This window comes from Streptomyces sp. NPDC051921 (genome assembly GCF_040680975.1).
GTDB lineage: Bacteria > Actinomycetota > Actinomycetes > Streptomycetales > Streptomycetaceae > Streptomyces.
The window spans coordinates 1-15384 of record NZ_JBFAXU010000022.1 but is presented as its reverse complement, the minus strand read 5'-3'; the positions used below and the strand labels follow the sequence as shown (position 1 = coordinate 15384).

The window sequence follows — 15384 nt, the reverse complement described above, 5'->3', positions numbered from 1 at the left end:
GTGAACGGCCTCTCCACCGTCCTGATCGTCGTCGGGCTCTTCCTCCTCGGCGGCATCTACTCCTTCGTCAAGCAGCAGATGCCCAAGGGCCTGATCGTGCTGCTCTCCATCGGTGCCGCGATGTGCCTCTCGGCCGGCGTCCTGCGTCTGGGCGTGTGGTCATGACGGCAGCGGCTCCCAAGAAGGTCGTCGTCTTCGACTACGGCTTCGGCAACGTGCGCTCCGCCGAGCGCGCCCTCGCCCGGGTCGGCGCCGACGTCGAGATCACCCGCGACTACGACAGGGCGATGAACGCCGACGGACTCCTCGTCCCCGGCGTCGGCGCCTTCGCCGCCTGCATGCAGGGCCTCAAGGAGGCCCGCGGCGACTGGATCGTCGGCCGCCGGCTCTCCGGCGGGCGGCCCGTCATGGGCATCTGCGTCGGCATGCAGATCCTGTTCGCCCGCGGCATCGAGCACGGCGTCGAGACCGAGGGCCTCGACGAGTGGCCCGGCACGGTCGGACCGCTCGACGCGCCGGTCGTGCCCCACATGGGCTGGAACACCGTGGACGCGCCCGCCGGCAGCGAGCTGTTCGCGGGCCTGGACGCCGACGCCCGCTTCTACTTCGTGCACTCCTACGCGGTGCGCGAGTGGGACCTGGAGGTCGGCAACCCGAACATCCGCGCCCCGAAGGTCACCTGGGCCACCCACGGCGAGCCGTTCGTCGCCGCCGTCGAGAACGGGGCACTCTGGGCGACCCAGTTCCACCCCGAGAAGTCCGGCGACGCCGGCGCCCAGCTCCTCACCAACTGGATCGGAACCCTGTGACTGTGTCGCCCCAGAGCGTGCTCGAACTCCTCCCCGCCGTCGACGTCCGCGACGGCCAGGCCGTCCGCCTCGTCCACGGCGAGTCCGGCACCGAGACGTCCTACGGCTCCCCCCTGGAGGCCGCCCTCGCCTGGCAGCGCTCGGGCGCCGAGTGGCTGCACCTGGTCGACCTGGACGCCGCCTTCGGCACCGGCGACAACCGCGCCCTGGTCGCCGAGGTGACCCGGGCCATGGACATCAAGGTCGAGCTGTCCGGCGGCATCCGCGACGACGCCACGCTCGCCGCCGCCCTCGCCACCGGCTGCACCCGGGTCAACCTGGGCACCGCCGCCCTGGAGACCCCCGAGTGGGTCGCCAAGGTCATCGCCGAGCACGGCGACAAGATCGCCGTCGGCCTGGACGTGCGCGGCACCACCCTGCGCGGCCGCGGCTGGACCCGCGACGGCGGCGACCTGTACGAGACGCTGGCCCGCCTCGACGCCGAGGGCTGCGCCCGCTACGTCGTCACCGACATCGCCAAGGACGGCACCCTGCAGGGCCCCAACCTGGAGCTCCTGCGCAACGTCTGCGCGGCCACCGACCGGCCGGTCGTCGCCTCCGGCGGCGTGTCCTCCCTGGACGACCTGCGGGCCCTGGCCGGCCTGGTCCCGCTGGGCGTCGAGGGCGCGATCGTCGGCAAGGCGCTGTACGCGAAGGCCTTCACCCTGGAGGACGCCCTGGAGGCGGTGGCGGGCGCATGACCGGATCCGCTGACCGCTCGGTCCGCAAGGTGGTGACGGGCGCTCCCTGGGAGGAGCTGTTCGGCTACTCGCGCGCGGTGGAGCTGCCCAACGGCACCGTCCTGGTGGCCGGCTGCACGTCGGTCGTCGACGGCGCCATCGCCGACGGCGGCCCGTACGAGCAGACCGTCAACTCCTTCAACGTGGCCTTCGGCGCCCTGAAGGAGCTGGGGCTGGGCCCCGAGGACGTCGTACGGACGCGGATGTACATCACCCACGCCCGGGACGTGGACGAGGTCGGCCGGGCCCACAAGGAGCTGTTCGACGCCGTCCGCCCGGCCGCTTCGATGATCATCGTCTCCGGCTTCGTCGACCCGCGCCTCGTCGTCGAGGTCGAGGTCGAGGCGTACCGCCCGGAGGGCGAGAGGGAGGAGGGATCCTGATGGGTCTCGCCGTACGAGTGATCCCCTGCCTGGACGTGGACAACGGCCGGGTCGTCAAGGGCGTCAACTTCCAGAACCTGCGCGACGCGGGCGACCCCGTCGAGATGGCCAAGCTGTACGACGCCGAGGGCGCCGACGAGCTGACCTTCCTCGACATCACCGCCTCCTCCGGCGACCGGGAGACCACCTACGACGTGGTGCGCCGCACCGCCGAGCAGGTCTTCATCCCGCTGACCGTGGGCGGGGGCGTCCGGTCGGCGGAGGACGTCGACAAGCTGCTGCGGGCCGGTGCCGACAAGGTGGGCGTGAACACGGCCGCCATCGCCCGTCCCGAGCTGATCCAGGAGATCGCCGAGCGCTTCGGCCGCCAGGTGCTGGTCCTGTCGGTGGACGCCCGGCGCACGCCGTCCGGCTCCTTCGAGGTGACGACGCACGGCGGCCGCCGGGGCACCGGCATCGACGCCGTCGAGTGGGCGCACCGGGCCGCCGAGCTGGGCGCGGGGGAGATCCTGCTCAACTCGATGGACGCCGACGGCACCAAGGACGGCTACGACATCGAGATGATCGCGGCCGTGCGCAAGCACGTGACCGTGCCGGTGATCGCCTCCGGCGGCGCCGGCAAGCTGTCCGACTTCCCCCCGGCCGTCGCGGCCGGCGCGGACGCGGTGCTCGCCGCCTCCGTCTTCCACTTCGGCGATCTGCGGATCGGCGAGGTCAAGCAGACACTGCGGGAGGCGGGCCAAGAGGTCCGCTGAGCCGGATTCCGCTTTCTGAAGGGCCCCCTCGGGGGCCCTTCGTCGTGCCCCGCCCTTCCACAGAAGCGCAACTTCAGTTGCGCAATTTTTATTGCGCAAGTTTTCTTTCGTATCTATGGTCGTGGACATGACCTCGCCGGAGAACCGCCGCATCGACGACCTGGGCACCCTCAAGGCCATCGCACACCCGCTGCGCATGCGCCTCTACCGCGCCCTGTTCGTCGCCCGCACCGCCACCGCCTCCCAGCTCGCCGAGCAGGTCGACGAGGCCGTGTCCCTGGTCAGCTACCACCTGCGCAAGCTGGCCGTGCACGGCCTCATCGAAGAGGCCGGCACGCAGTCGGCGGACGGGCGGGAGCGGTGGTGGCAGCCCAGCTCCTACGGCCTCAGCATCCGGGACGAGGACGTACGGACGTCTCCGGAGATGGCCGCCGCGAGCGACGCCGTCGGCCGCACCATCCACGAGCAGCGCGCCGAACTGCACCGCCGCTTCCTCGACGAGCGCCTCACCTGGTCCGACGAGTGGCGCTCCGCCGTCATCAGCTCCGAGTGGCTGCCCCGGCTGACCGCGGCCGAGCTCGCCTCCCTCGGCGCGGAGCTCGACGCGCTGCTGAAGAGGTACGACCAGGCGGCCCGCGCCGCCGAGGCCGCCGGCGACACCGAGGGCCGCGAGAACGTCGCCGTCCACCTCCACGGCTTTCCGTACCGGGGCTGAGCGCGATGACCACGACCGCCGCGACCGTCACCGCCCCCGTCCGCCCCGCCCACCGCAACCCCCAGGTGCTGCGCTGGCTCGGCGCGTACACCGCCTCCACGCTCGGCGACAGCGTCTACTACCTCGCCCTGTCCTGGGCCGCCGTCAGCAACGGCAGCCCCGCCCAGGCCGGGCTGGTCATGACCGTCTCCGCCGTCCCCCGCGCCCTGCTCATGCTCGCCGGGGGAGTGATCGCCGACCGGCTCGGTCCGCGCCGGGTCGTGATCGCCTCCGACGCGGTCCGCTGCCTGTCCACCTTCGGTCTCGCCGGGCTCCTTTTCCTCGCCTCGCCCGGCCTGTGGGTGCTCGCCGTCGTCGCCCTCGTCTTCGGCACCGTCGACGCCCTCTTCCTGCCCGCGGTGGGCGCCCTGCCGCCCCGGATCGCCGACCGCGAGCAGCTCGCCCGGGTCCAGGGGATGCGCGGCCTCTCCTACCGCATGGGCGCCGTCCTCGGCGCCCCGCTCGGCGGCCTCGCCGTCGCCGTCGGCGGCTCCGTCACCGCTTTCGCCGTCGCCGGTGTGCTCTTCGCGCTCTCCCTGCCGCTGCTCTGTTCCCTCAGGCTCCGGTCCCTCCCGGAAGGCACCGGAGAGAGCCGGGGCACCGCCCTGCGCGACCTCGCCGACGGCCTGCGCCACCTCCGCGGCCACCGCGTCCTCGGCCCGTTGATGATCGTCATCCTGCTCGCCGACCTCGGTTTCGTCGGACCGCTCAACGTCGGCCTCGCGCTCCTCGCGGAACAGCGCGGCTGGGAGGCCGCCGGCATGGGCTGGGTGCTCTTCGGCTTCGGGGCGGGCGCGGGCACCGCCTCCCTGCTCGTCACCGTGCGCGGCCGCGTCCCCCGCGCGGGCGCCGTCATGGGCTGGAGCATGACCCTCGGCGCCGTGTCGATCGGGGCCCTCGCGTTCGTGCCCCAGCTCCCGCTCGCCGTGCTGGTCGCCGCGTCCGTCGGCCTGCTCGCCGGACTCAACGGAGTACTGTGCGGCTCCCTCGTCCAGACCGAGGCCGACCCCGCCTACCTGGGGCGCGTCACCGCCGTCTCGAGCCTCGGCAGCCTCGGCATCGCCCCGCTGAGCTTCCCCCTCACCGGCGCCGCCATCGGCCTCTGGGGCCCGGGTCCCGTCTTCGTCCTCAGCGCCGCGGTCTGCGCGCTCAGCGGTGTGTACGCCCTCGCGGTCCCGGCCCTGCGCAGGGCCGAGCTGCCCCGCTGACCCCCCGGCTCAGATCCCCAGCTGCTTCGTCCCGTGCAGACGCTCCACGGCTTCCGGCTCGCCGTCCACGTCCACCTTGGCGGCGTCCTGGCGGCCGAACAGGAACATCGTCAGCTCGCCCGGCTCCCCGGACACCGTCACCACCGGGGTGCCCCGGTGCGCCACTGCCGTCTGCCCGTCCGGCCGGCGCAGCACCAGCCCCACCGGCACCTTCCGGGCGAGCAGCCGGGCCGACTTCTCCAGGCGCGACCACAGGGCGTCGGCGAACACCGGGTCCAGCTCGCGCGGCGACCAGTCGGGCTGGGCCCGCCGCACGTCCTCGGCGTGGACGTAGAACTCGACGGTGTTCGCGCCCTCGTCCACCTGCTTGATCGTGAACGGGGACAGCTTCGGCGGCCCCGTACGGATGAGCTGGACCAGCTCCTCGTACGGCTTCCCGGCGAACTCCGCCTGCACCCGGTCGAGCCTCGCCTTCAGCGCCGGCACCGGTACGACGGCACCCGCCGCCGCGTCCGGACGGCGCTCCCGCACCACCACGTGCGCCGCCAGGTCCCGGGTCCGCCAGCCCTCGCAGAGCGTCGGGGCGTCCGGACCGGCCGCCTCCAACAGGTCGGCGAGCAGAAGGCGTTCACGCTTCGCATGGGTCGACATGACCGCCAGCGTACGGCGGTGGGCGGCGCTCCGCCCAGGGGACGCACCGCCGACCGTTCCACCGGCCGGGCGCACCGGTCCGCCCACTGGACGCACAGCCGGACGACACCCCCGGTCACGGCACAATGGCGCCATGAGCAGCACGCCCCGGACCCCCAGCGACCTCGACCCGGCCATCGCCGCCCGCCTCAAGCGCAGCGAAGACGGCCTGGTCCCCGCCATCGCCCAGCAGTACGACACCGGCGAGGTGCTCATGCTCGGCTGGATGGACGACGAGGCGCTCCACCGCACCCTCACCACCGGCCGCTGCACCTACTGGTCCCGCAGCCGCCAGGAGTACTGGGTCAAGGGCGACACCTCCGGGCACGTCCAGCACGTCAAGTCCGTCGCCCTCGACTGCGACGCCGACACGCTGCTGGTGAAGGTCGACCAGGTCGGCGCCGCCTGCCACACCGGGGCCCGCACCTGCTTCGACGCCGACGTCCTCCTCACGGCACAGTAGGGTCTGGCGCCATGGATCTCGAGACCTTCCGCAAGCTGGCGGCCGACCGCCGCGTCATCCCCGTCAGCCGCAGGCTCCTCGCGGACGGCGACACCCCGGTCGGGCTCTACCGCAAGCTCGCCGCCGAACGCCCCGGCACCTTCCTCCTCGAATCCGCGGAGAACGGGCGCAGCTGGTCCCGCTACTCCTTCATCGGCGTGCGCAGCGACGCGACCCTGACGGTGCGGGACGGCCAGGCCCACTGGCTCGGCACCCCGCCGGTCGGCGTCCCCGTCGACGGCGACCCGCTCGCCGCCCTGCGGGCCACCGTCGAGACCCTGCACACCCCGCGCGACCTCGCCGCCGGCATGCCGCCGTTCACCGGCGGCATGGTCGGCTACCTCGGCTACGACATCGTCCGGCGCCTGGAGCGCATCGGCGAGCACGGCGGCGACGACCTGCAGCTGCCCGAACTCACCATGCTGCTCACCAGCGACCTCGCCGTCCTCGACCACTGGGACGGCTCGGTGCTCCTGATCGCCAACGCGATCAACCACAACGACCTGGAGACCGGCGTCGACGAGGCGTACGCGCACGCCGTCGCCCGCCTCGACGCGATGGAGGCCGACCTGGCCCGCGCCGTCGAGACCGTCCCGGTCGCCCTGCCCGCCTCCGAGCTGCCCGAGTTCTCCGCCCTGTGGGGCGGCGAGGCCTACCAGGAGGCCGTCGAGGACATCAAGGAGCGCATCCGGGCCGGCGAGGCCTTCCAGGTGGTGCCCTCGCAGCGCTTCGAGACCCCCTGCGGCGCGTCCGCCCTCGACGTCTACCGGGTGCTGCGGGCCACCAACCCGTCCCCGTACATGTACCTCTTCCGCTTCGAGAACGGCTTCGACGTCGTCGGCTCCTCGCCCGAGGCGCTGGTCAAGGTCGAGGACGGGCACGCGATGGTCCACCCCATCGCCGGCACCCGGCACCGGGGCGCCACCCCGCAGGAGGACCACGACCTCGCCGAGGAGCTGCTCGCCGACCCCAAGGAGCGCGCCGAGCACCTCATGCTCGTCGACCTCGGCCGCAACGACCTCGGCCGGGTCTGCGCGCCGGGCTCCGTCGAGGTGGTCGACTTCATGTCGATCGAGCGCTACTCGCACGTCATGCACATCGTCTCGACGGTGACCGGGCGGGTCGCCGAGGGGAAGACGGCCTTCGACGTCCTCACCGCCTGTTTCCCGGCCGGCACCCTCTCCGGCGCGCCGAAGCCGCGGGCCATGCAGATCATCGAGGAACTGGAGCCCTCGCGCCGCGGCCTCTACGGCGGCTGCGTCGGCTACCTCGACTTCGCCGGCGACTCCGACACCGCGATCGCCATCCGCACCGCCCTGCTGCGCGACGGCACCGCGTACGTGCAGGCCGGAGCGGGTGTCGTCGCCGACTCGGACCCCGTGGCCGAGGACAACGAGTGCCGCAACAAGGCCGCGGCCGTCCTCCGGGCCGTCCACACCGCCAACCGGATGACCCGCGCGAGCGGGCGTTGACCGGGCCGGTGTGACGGACCGCATGACACGACCGGATGAACGGTTCGTGAGCCGGTAGGGGATAGTGGGGTACGTGAGTGCTGTACCCGTACCCCAGCCCCGAGCCGCCCGAACGGGCGGCGCCGTCTCCTCCGGCGCCCGTCGCAGTCTCGCCGCGGCCCTGCTGCTCGGCGCCCTCGGAGCCACCGTCGTACTGCTCTCCGCGGGCCAGATCTGGGCCGAGGGCACCGCGGCCGTCGGCGGCGGCACCGTACCCGTCGAGGCCGACGGCGGCGCCGTCACCGGCGTGCCGACCGCGCTCGCGATCGTCGGCCTCGCCGCGCTTGTCGCCGTCTTCGCCGTCCGCCGCACCGGCCGCACCATGGTCGCCGCGCTGCTCGCCCTGAGCGGCGCGGGAGCGGCCCTGGCCGCCGTCCTCGGTGCCTCCGACAGCGCCGCCCTGGACGCCGAGGCCGCCCGCATCAGCGGCAACACCGCCGCGGTCGTCGGCGGCCTCAGCCACACCGTCTGGCCGTACGTCACCGCCGCCGGGGCCGTCCTCATCCTGGCCGCAGGGCTCTTCGCCCTCCGCTTCGGCAAGACCTGGCCGGCCATGGGCGGACGCTACGAGCGCTCCGGCGCGCCCCGCGCCGCGCGGCGACCGGTGACCACGGACCCCGACCGCCCGGAGGACCTCTGGAAGGCCCTCGACCGCGGTGAGGACCCGACCCGCGGCGACTGAGCCGCCGCGGCGGGCGCCACGCGTGATCGTTCGGGCACCCCGATGCATCACGGCACCCGCATGTGCGGAAGAATGAGGCGTCACCACCGAGCAACACCAACGAGGAGCAACTCATGGCGGGCAGCGCCCACGGACACACCCCGGCCGCCTGGACCGGTGTCATCATCTCCTTCATCGGCTTCTGCATCGCCGGAGTCTTCATGGTGGCGGCCAATGTGCCCGGTTTCTGGGCCGGCATGGGCGTCATCCTCCTCGGCGGTGTGGTCGGCGGTGCGATGAAGGCCGCCGGCATGGGCATGCCGAAGGAGTCGGCCGCCGTCGCCGCCGCTCGCGAGGCCGCCACGGCGACCGCCCTCGAGAGGGCCCACGCCTGATCCCTCCGCTTCACCCCGAAGGCGCAGCCCGGCACGACCGGGCTGCGCCTTCGCGCGTGAACGGCGAGAATCGCGGCGTGGACGACGACAAGGCGACGGCGGGAGCCGTGACGGAAGCGGGCCGCTCGGGAACGACGGACGCGGCCGCGCTGGGCGGAGCGGGCTCGGCGCCCGGCGCGCAGACCGCGCAGGGGGGCGGGACGGAGGCGCGCGGGGCCGGCATGGGCATGCGCCCCTCGGCGGACGCGCGCGTGGCCGCCGGGGAGCCGGCGTCGGCCGGTCCGGCCGGACCGCCGGGCGGTCACGGGTCCGGGACCGGGCCCGGAACCGCCACCGGAGTCGGGACGGGAACTGCGATCGGAGCCGGGCCCGGAAGCGCCACCGGAGTCGGGACCGGAACCGCGACCGGAGTCGGGACCGGAAGCGCCACCGGAGCCGGAACCGGAGTCGCGACCAGCCTCAGGCCGGAGACCGGGCCCGGGCCCGGGCACCCGGGCGTGACCGGGGCCTGGGGGCCGCCCGTGCACGCGCCCCGGCCGCCCCGGGGGCTCGCCGTACGGCTGCTCGCCCCGCTCGGCACGCTCGCCGGGGTCGCCGCCGCCTTCGCCTACGTCGGGGCCGTCGACCCCAACGAGCCCGGCCACTACCCCGTCTGTCCGCTCCTCCGCTTCACCGGCGTCTACTGCCCCGGCTGCGGCGGCCTGCGCAGCGCGCACGCCTTCGTGCACGGCGACCTCGGCGCCGCCCTCGGCTCCAACGCACTCGCCGTCGTGGGCTACGTGCTCTTCGCCGTCGTCATGGTCCTGTGGCTGGTTCGCGCCGTCCGCGGCGTGCCCATGCGGCTCGCGATCTCCCCGGCCTGGTGGTGGGGGATCGGCGCCGTGCTGGCCCTTTTCACCCTCGTACGGAACCTTCCGTTCGGGTCCGTACTGGCCCCCTGAAGTCCCACGAAGTGGGACGCGGCTCCGACCGATGCGATTCCGGAGCCCACCTGCGGATACCATCGACGTGGCTGAACAACACCGTCACCGTCCCGGAAGGGGGCCTCTCGCGTGAGTGTGCTCGACGAGATCATCGAAGGCGTGCGCGCCGACCTCGCAGAGCGGCAGGCGCGGGTCTCCCTCGAGGAGCTCAAGGAGCGCGCTGCCAAGGCGCCGCAGGCCAAGGACGGCGTCGCCGCACTGCGCGGGGACGGCGTCAAGGTGATCTGCGAAGTCAAGCGCTCCAGCCCGTCCAAGGGCGCGCTCGCCGCCATCGCCGACCCGGCCGGCCTCGCCGCCGACTACGAGGCGGGCGGCGCCGCCGTCATCTCCGTCCTGACCGAGCAGCGCCGCTTCGGCGGTTCGCTCGCCGATCTGGAGGCCGTGCGCGCCCGGGTCGACATCCCGGTCCTGCGCAAGGACTTCATCGTCACGGCGTACCAGCTGTGGGAGGCCCGGGCGTACGGCGCGGACCTCGCGCTGCTCATCGTCGCCGCCCTGGAGCAGGAGGCCCTCGTCTCCCTCATCGAGCGCGCCGAGTCCATCGGGCTCACCCCGCTCGTCGAGGTCCACGACGAGGAGGAGGTCGAGCGGGCCGTCGACGCCGGCGCCCGGATCATCGGCGTCAACGCCCGCAACCTGAAGACCCTCAAGGTCGACCGCTCCACCTTCGAGCGGGTCGCCCCCGAGATCCCGGCCGGCATCGTCAAGGTCGCCGAGTCCGGCATCCGCGGGCCGCACGACCTGATCGCCTACGCCAACGCCGGCGCCGACGCGGTCCTGGTCGGCGAGTCCCTGGTCACCGGCCGCGACCCGAAGGCCGCCGTGGCCGACCTGGTCGCCGCCGGCGCCCACCCGGCCCTGCGGCACGGCCGGAGCTGAGCCGGTCATGACCCCCCGCCACGACACGCCGCCGTACGTCCCGGGCCCCGGCGCCCGGGGCGCGGTCGGCGCGCCGTCGGCGGTCGGTGCGGCGCCCGGACGCCGCACCCTGCTCCGTACCGCCTCCGTGCCCGCTCACGCCCCGCTCGCCCGCGGCTGCCGCCCACGCGGCTGCCGTGCGCCGGCGCGCCGTGTGCACGGGCGTCGGGTGCGCTACGTGATCGGCGACGAGCCGGGTCAGGTCAACGGCATGCGATGGCGCCCGCGCCTCGCGCGCACCATCACGTACGACACCTAGCCACCACCACGTCCCCGTGGCCTCCACCCGCTCCCTGCGGGCTTCCACCCGACTCGTACGGGCCTCGCCCACACCATGCGGGCCTCTGGCCCACTCCGTGCGGGCGTTCGCCCCACACCGTGCGGGCCTCGCCCACTCCGTGCGGGCCTCGCCCACTCCGCGTGGGCGGTCGCCCCACTCCGTGTGGGCAATCGTCCCGCAGGGCGGGACGGGTGGGCACACGGGACGGCACCCTTGCGGGTGCTTCCGCTCCCTGTTCCTGCCCGCACCACACGGCGCGCGCCCTCTTGGTCGGCGTCAAGGCGGTAGGGGCCTGGGCGCGGCAAGGCGCTGCGTTCCGTTGTGCCCACCCGTTCCGCCCCAGCGGAACGACTGCCCACAACGGGGCGGCGGAGCGCCCGCCACGCGGGGCGCGGGCTTGCCCGCGGCGAGGCGGCGGTGACGTACGTGGACGGCTCGCGCGCATAACGTGACCATCGACCGCACGTTTTCGGGGCGATCGCCCCGCGAGGAGCAACCGCATGTCCAGCGAGTTCTTCATTCCCGACCCGGAGGGTCGGATCCCGACCGCCGAGGGCTACTTCGGCGCCTTCGGCGGCAAGTTCATCCCGGAGGCCCTCGTCGCCGCCGTCGACGAGGTGGCCGTCGAGTACGACAAGGCCAAGAGCGACCCCGAGTTCGCGCGCGAACTGAACGACCTGATGGTCGACTACACCGGCCGGCCGAGCGCCCTCACCGAGGTCCCGCGGTTCGCCGAGCACGCCGGGGGCGCCCGGGTCTTCCTCAAGCGCGAGGACCTCAACCACACCGGCTCGCACAAGATCAACAACGTGCTCGGCCAGGCCCTGCTCACCAAGCGCATGGGCAAGACCCGCGTCATCGCGGAGACCGGCGCCGGTCAGCACGGTGTCGCCACCGCCACCGCCTGCGCCCTGTTCGGCCTCGAGTGCACCATCTACATGGGTGAGATCGACACCCAGCGGCAGGCCCTCAACGTCGCCCGCATGCGCATGCTCGGCGCCGAGGTCGTCGCGGTGAAGTCCGGCAGCCGCACCCTCAAGGACGCGATCAACGAGGCGTTCCGCGACTGGGTCGCCAACGTCGACCAGACGCACTACCTCTTCGGCACCGTCGCCGGACCGCACCCCTTCCCGGCCATGGTCCGCGACTTCCACCGGGTGATCGGCGTCGAGGCGCGCCGCCAGATCCTGGAGCGCGCGGGCCGCCTGCCCGACGCGGCCGTCGCCTGCGTCGGCGGCGGCTCCAACGCGATCGGCCTCTTCCACGCCTTCATCCCCGACGCCTCCGTCCGGCTGATCGGCTGCGAGCCGGCCGGCCACGGCGTCGAGACCGGCGAGCACGCCGCCACCCTCACCGCCGGCGAGCCCGGCATCCTGCACGGGTCCCGCTCCTACGTCCTCCAGGACGAGGAGGGCCAGATCACCGAGCCGTACTCGATCTCGGCCGGCCTCGACTACCCCGGCATCGGCCCCGAGCACGCCTTCCTCAAGGACAGCGGCCGCGGCGAGTACCGGGCCGTCACCGACGACGCCGCCATGCAGGCGCTGCGCCTGCTCTCCCGTACCGAGGGCATCATCCCGGCCATCGAGTCGGCGCACGCCCTCGCCGGGGCCCTGGAGGTCGGCAAGGAGCTCGGCAGGGACGGCCTGATCGTCGTCAACCTCTCCGGGCGCGGCGACAAGGACATGGACACCGCCGCTCGCTACTTCGGCCTGTACGACACCGACGCAGCGGTGGCCGCCGACGCGGCCGACATCGCGGAGATCGAGGGGGACGCCAAGTGACCGGGAACATCCAGCTGCTCGGCGACACCCTCGCCAAGGCGAAGGCCGACAACCGGGCCGCCCTCATCGCGTACCTCCCGGCCGGCTTCCCGACCGTGGACGGCGGCATCGCGGCGATCAAGGCCGTCTTCGACGGCGGCGCCGACGTCGTCGAGGTCGGCCTGCCGCACAGCGACCCGGTCCTCGACGGGCCGGTCATCCAGACCGCCGACGACATCGCCCTGCGCGGCGGGGTCAAGATCGCCGACGTCATGCGGACGGTGAAGGAGGCGTACGAGGCCACCGGCAAGCCGGTCCTCGTCATGACCTACTGGAACCCCATCGACCGGTACGGCATCGAGCGCTTCACCGAGGAGCTGGCCGCGGCCGGCGGAGCGGGCTGCATCCTGCCCGACCTGCCGGTCCAGGAGTCGGCGGTCTGGCGGGAGCACGCCGCGAAGCACGGCCTCGCCACGGTCTTCGTCGTCGCCCCCAGCAGCAAGGACGAGCGCCTGGCCACGATCACCGCGGCCGGTTCCGGCTTCGTCTACGCGGCCTCCCTCATGGGTGTCACCGGCACCCGGGAGTCGGTCGGCGAGCAGGCGGCCGACCTGGTCCGCCGGACCCGCGCCACCAGCGACCTGCCGGTGTGCGTCGGCCTCGGCGTCTCCAACGCCGAGCAGGCCAAGGAGGTCGCCGGCTTCGCCGACGGCGTCATCGTGGGCTCCGCCTTCGTCAAGCGGATCCTGGACGCCGACGGCGACGAGGCCGCCGGCCTCGCCGCCGTAAGGGAACTGGCGGCCGAACTCGCCGAGGGCGTCCGCCGCAGCTCGTAACCCATACGGGTGGATTCGTCACCGGGGAGGCACGCGCGTGCCTCCCCGGTTCGTTGCTGTGGGCGTGAGCGAGAAGAACCGTGACGGTAGTAACCGGAGCGCGCGGGAGCGCCTCCAGCAGCAGCGCGAGCGCGAGCGGGCCCGCGAGAAGCAGCGGCGTGTCCTCATCGTGTCGGCCGCGGTCGTCGGCGTGCTGGGCCTGGCCGCGGTCGTCGGCGTGATCGCCGCCAACAGCGGCGGCAAGGACAGCTCCGACAAGGCGGGCCCGGTCGTCGAACCGGCCGGCTCCATCGGCGGCGACAAGCCGGCCATCCCCCAGGGCAAGCCCGACGCCCCGTCCACGCTCGCGATCTGGGAGGACTTCCGCTGCCCCGCGTGCGCCCAGTTCGAGACATTCTTCCGGGACACGATCCACGAACTGGAGGCCTCGGGCGCCGTCAAGGCGGAGTACCACCTCGCCACCCTCATCGACGGCAACATGGGCGGCAGCGGCTCGCTGCGCGCCGCCAACGCCGCCGCCTGCGCCCAGGACGCCGGGAAGTTCACGGCGTACCACGACACGCTCTACACCAACCAGCCGCAGGAGACCGACGACGCCTACGCGGACAACGCCAAGCTCATCGAGCTCGCCGCGAAGGTCCCCGGCCTCGACACGCCCACCTTCCGCAGCTGCGTCGAGGACGGTACGCACGACAGCTGGGTGAAGAAGTCGAACGACGCGTTCCGCGCCAGTGAGTTCCGCGGCACTCCGACCGTCCTGCTCAACGGGGAGCCGATCTTCCCGTCGAAGGGCGACGAGCAGATCTCCCCGGAGAACCTGAAGAAGTGGGTCGCCGAAGCCAACAAGGGCAAGAAGGCGGGCACCGCCTCCCCGGCCGCGGGGTCGCCCGTCGGCCACTGAGACCGGTGGCGTTACGGAGAAGTTGCCGGGCTGGCTGCCGCAGGGCCCGCCCGGCAAGGTAGCGTCGGTCCTGCCATGGACCTTGCCTACATTCCCAGCCCGTCGACCGGCGTGATCCACCTCGGACCGATCCCGCTGCGCGGCTATGCCTTCTGCATCATCATCGGTGTCTTCGTCGCCGTCTGGCTCGGCAACAAGCGCTGGATCGCCCGGGGCGGCACCGCCGGCACCGTGGCCGACATCGCCGTCTGGGCGGTGCCCTTCGGCCTCGTCGGCGGCCGGCTCTACCACGTGATCACCGACTACCAGCTGTACTTCAGCGAGGGTGAGAACTGGGTCGACGCCTTCAAGATCTGGGAGGGCGGCCTCGGTATCTGGGGCGCCATCGCGCTCGGTGCCGTCGGCGCCTGGATCGGCTGCCGCCGTCGCGGCATCCCCCTCCCGGCGTACGCGGACGCCATCGCGCCCGGTATCGCCCTCGCCCAGGCCATCGGCCGCTGGGGCAACTGGTTCAACCAGGAGCTGTACGGCAAGCCGACCGACCTGCCCTGGGCGCTGAAGATCACCGCGGGCCCCAACCGCGAAGCCGGCCTCTACCACCCGACCTTCCTCTACGAGTCGCTGTGGTGCGTCGCCGTCGCGCTCGTGGTCATCTGGGCCGACCGACGCTTCAAGCTGGGCCACGGCCGCGCCTTCGCGCTGTACGTCGCCGCGTACTGCTCGGGCCGCGTGTGGACCGAGTACCTGCGCGTCGACGAGGCGCACCACGTGCTCGGCCTCCGGCTGAACGTGTGGACCGCGATCATCGTCGGCCTGCTGGCCATCGCGTACATGGTCATCTCGGCGAAGGTGCGTCCGGGCCGCGAGGAGATCGTGGAGCCCAGGAAGGACGCCGACGCGAAGGACGCGAAGGGCGGAAAGACCGCGGACGACGCCGAGGACAAGGCCGCGGGCAAGGCCGGGACCGAGGTCGAGGACGGCGAGGACGCGGCCGCGGCTTCGGCGGCGTCCACCGCTCCGGACGGCGAGGCGGACGCCGTCGAGGACGCCGCTCCCGCGGACGACGTCCCCGCTCCCGCCACCGCGAAGGACGGTGCCGACAACGGCGCCGGCGCGGGCGGGCGCTGACCCCGTAGACACGCGGCGGAGGGCCGCCGGGACCGATCGGTCCCGGCGGCCACCGAAGGGAGAACCGCCCGTGCTCGGGAACACCACGGCATTCAGCAGCTTCTCGGTCGACGACCTCGACGCCGCCC

General features: G+C 73.3%; 19 protein-coding genes. 18 read left to right on the top strand and 1 reads right to left on the bottom strand.

Annotation, left to right across the window (positions count from 1 at the left end):
• From AB0M16_RS26590 to AB0M16_RS26560, 7 genes are all read left to right on the top strand, one after another.
• Entirely contained in the window at positions 1 to 165 is a 165-nt protein-coding gene (locus AB0M16_RS26590; RefSeq protein ID WP_365347129.1) for a hypothetical protein, read from the top strand.
• Complete coding sequence (hisH, locus tag AB0M16_RS26585) at positions 162 to 809, top strand: imidazole glycerol phosphate synthase subunit HisH (RefSeq protein ID WP_365347127.1); 648 nt, start codon at positions 162 to 164, stop codon at positions 807 to 809. The genes AB0M16_RS26590 and hisH overlap by 4 nt, the downstream gene beginning before the upstream one ends.
• Before the next feature lie 2 nt (positions 810 to 811).
• Positions 812 to 1549 carry a bifunctional 1-(5-phosphoribosyl)-5-((5-phosphoribosylamino)methylideneamino)imidazole-4-carboxamide isomerase/phosphoribosylanthranilate isomerase PriA gene (gene priA / locus AB0M16_RS26580; RefSeq protein ID WP_365347125.1) on the top strand — a complete coding sequence of 246 codons (738 nt, stop codon included), beginning with the start codon at positions 812 to 814 and terminating at the stop codon, positions 1547 to 1549.
• On the top strand, positions 1546 to 1971 hold the full coding sequence (locus AB0M16_RS26575; RefSeq protein ID WP_365347123.1) for a RidA family protein: 426 nt from the start codon (positions 1546 to 1548) through the stop codon (positions 1969 to 1971). Before priA ends, AB0M16_RS26575 begins: the two co-directional genes overlap by 4 nt.
• The gene (gene hisF, locus AB0M16_RS26570) at positions 1971 to 2726 is read left to right on the top strand and encodes an imidazole glycerol phosphate synthase subunit HisF (protein WP_365347121.1); all 756 of its coding nucleotides are present in this window, start codon (positions 1971 to 1973) and stop codon (positions 2724 to 2726) included. The genes AB0M16_RS26575 and hisF overlap by 1 nt, the downstream gene beginning before the upstream one ends.
• Before the next feature lie 127 nt (positions 2727 to 2853).
• The gene (locus AB0M16_RS26565) at positions 2854 to 3441 is read left to right on the top strand and encodes a helix-turn-helix domain-containing protein (RefSeq protein WP_365347119.1); all 588 of its coding nucleotides are present in this window, start codon (positions 2854 to 2856) and stop codon (positions 3439 to 3441) included.
• A gap of 5 nt (positions 3442 to 3446) precedes the next feature.
• A complete protein-coding gene (locus AB0M16_RS26560; RefSeq protein WP_365347117.1) occupies positions 3447 to 4688 on the top strand; it encodes an MFS transporter in 1242 nt (413 codons plus the stop codon).
• Between the two features lie 9 nt (positions 4689 to 4697).
• Here the strand turns inward: AB0M16_RS26560 and AB0M16_RS26555 are convergent, their stop codons facing one another.
• Positions 4698 to 5339 carry a TIGR03085 family metal-binding protein gene (locus AB0M16_RS26555; protein ID WP_365347115.1) on the bottom strand — a complete coding sequence of 214 codons (642 nt, stop codon included), beginning with the start codon at positions 5337 to 5339 and terminating at the stop codon, positions 4698 to 4700.
• Positions 5340 to 5472: 133 nt separating this feature from the next.
• On the opposite strand from AB0M16_RS26555, the gene hisI reads away from it, so the two are divergent.
• The 11 genes from hisI (at position 5473) to lgt (ending at position 15256) form a co-directional block, all read left to right on the top strand.
• Entirely contained in the window at positions 5473 to 5841 is a 369-nt protein-coding gene (gene hisI, locus AB0M16_RS26550) for a phosphoribosyl-AMP cyclohydrolase (RefSeq protein ID WP_365347113.1), read from the top strand.
• An 11-nt stretch (positions 5842 to 5852) separates the two neighbouring features.
• Positions 5853 to 7352, top strand: coding sequence for an anthranilate synthase component I (locus AB0M16_RS26545; RefSeq protein ID WP_365347111.1), 1500 nt, complete (start codon positions 5853 to 5855; stop codon positions 7350 to 7352).
• A 64-nt stretch (positions 7353 to 7416) separates the two neighbouring features.
• Entirely contained in the window at positions 7417 to 8073 is a 657-nt protein-coding gene (locus AB0M16_RS26540; protein ID WP_365347110.1) for a TIGR02234 family membrane protein, read from the top strand.
• Positions 8074 to 8186: 113 nt separating this feature from the next.
• Positions 8187 to 8447, top strand: a complete 261-nt coding sequence (locus AB0M16_RS26535) for an HGxxPAAW family protein (RefSeq protein WP_365347108.1) — start codon at positions 8187 to 8189, stop codon at positions 8445 to 8447.
• Between the two features lie 521 nt (positions 8448 to 8968).
• A complete protein-coding gene (locus AB0M16_RS26530; RefSeq protein WP_365347106.1) occupies positions 8969 to 9388 on the top strand; it encodes a DUF2752 domain-containing protein in 420 nt (139 codons plus the stop codon).
• Between the two features lie 111 nt (positions 9389 to 9499).
• Complete coding sequence (gene trpC, locus AB0M16_RS26525; protein WP_365347104.1) at positions 9500 to 10309, top strand: indole-3-glycerol phosphate synthase TrpC; 810 nt, start codon at positions 9500 to 9502, stop codon at positions 10307 to 10309.
• A 109-nt stretch (positions 10310 to 10418) separates the two neighbouring features.
• On the top strand, positions 10419 to 10607 hold the full coding sequence (locus AB0M16_RS26520; protein WP_365347391.1) for a tryptophan synthase subunit(beta): 189 nt from the start codon (positions 10419 to 10421) through the stop codon (positions 10605 to 10607).
• A 521-nt stretch (positions 10608 to 11128) separates the two neighbouring features.
• Positions 11129 to 12412 (top strand): tryptophan synthase subunit beta, encoded by a 1284-nt coding sequence (gene trpB, locus AB0M16_RS26515; RefSeq protein WP_365347102.1) that lies wholly within the window; start codon positions 11129 to 11131, stop codon positions 12410 to 12412.
• Complete coding sequence (trpA, locus tag AB0M16_RS26510) at positions 12409 to 13227, top strand: tryptophan synthase subunit alpha (protein ID WP_365347100.1); 819 nt, start codon at positions 12409 to 12411, stop codon at positions 13225 to 13227. Before trpB ends, trpA begins: the two co-directional genes overlap by 4 nt.
• A gap of 64 nt (positions 13228 to 13291) precedes the next feature.
• Entirely contained in the window at positions 13292 to 14128 is an 837-nt protein-coding gene (locus AB0M16_RS26505; RefSeq protein ID WP_365347098.1) for a thioredoxin domain-containing protein, read from the top strand.
• A gap of 75 nt (positions 14129 to 14203) precedes the next feature.
• Positions 14204 to 15256 (top strand): prolipoprotein diacylglyceryl transferase, encoded by a 1053-nt coding sequence (gene lgt / locus AB0M16_RS26500; RefSeq protein WP_365347096.1) that lies wholly within the window; start codon positions 14204 to 14206, stop codon positions 15254 to 15256.
• Positions 15257 to 15384: the final 128 nt, after the last annotated feature.

Coding starts and splice junctions, on each gene's coding strand:
- hisF (WP_365347121.1), top strand. CDS start 1,971: ATGGGTCTCGCCGTACGAGTGATCCCCTGCCTGGACGTGGACAACGGC.
- hisI (WP_365347113.1), top strand. CDS start 5,473: ATGAGCAGCACGCCCCGGACCCCCAGCGACCTCGACCCGGCCATCGCC.
- lgt (WP_365347096.1), top strand. CDS start 14,204: ATGGACCTTGCCTACATTCCCAGCCCGTCGACCGGCGTGATCCACCTC.
- AB0M16_RS26555 (WP_365347115.1), bottom strand. CDS start 5,339: ATGTCGACCCATGCGAAGCGTGAACGCCTTCTGCTCGCCGACCTGTTG.
- AB0M16_RS26575 (WP_365347123.1), top strand. CDS start 1,546: ATGACCGGATCCGCTGACCGCTCGGTCCGCAAGGTGGTGACGGGCGCT.
- AB0M16_RS26565 (WP_365347119.1), top strand. CDS start 2,854: ATGACCTCGCCGGAGAACCGCCGCATCGACGACCTGGGCACCCTCAAG.
- trpB (WP_365347102.1), top strand. CDS start 11,129: ATGTCCAGCGAGTTCTTCATTCCCGACCCGGAGGGTCGGATCCCGACC.
- AB0M16_RS26545 (WP_365347111.1), top strand. CDS start 5,853: ATGGATCTCGAGACCTTCCGCAAGCTGGCGGCCGACCGCCGCGTCATC.
- AB0M16_RS26560 (WP_365347117.1), top strand. CDS start 3,447: ATGACCACGACCGCCGCGACCGTCACCGCCCCCGTCCGCCCCGCCCAC.
- hisH (WP_365347127.1), top strand. CDS start 162: ATGACGGCAGCGGCTCCCAAGAAGGTCGTCGTCTTCGACTACGGCTTC.
- AB0M16_RS26535 (WP_365347108.1), top strand. CDS start 8,187: ATGGCGGGCAGCGCCCACGGACACACCCCGGCCGCCTGGACCGGTGTC.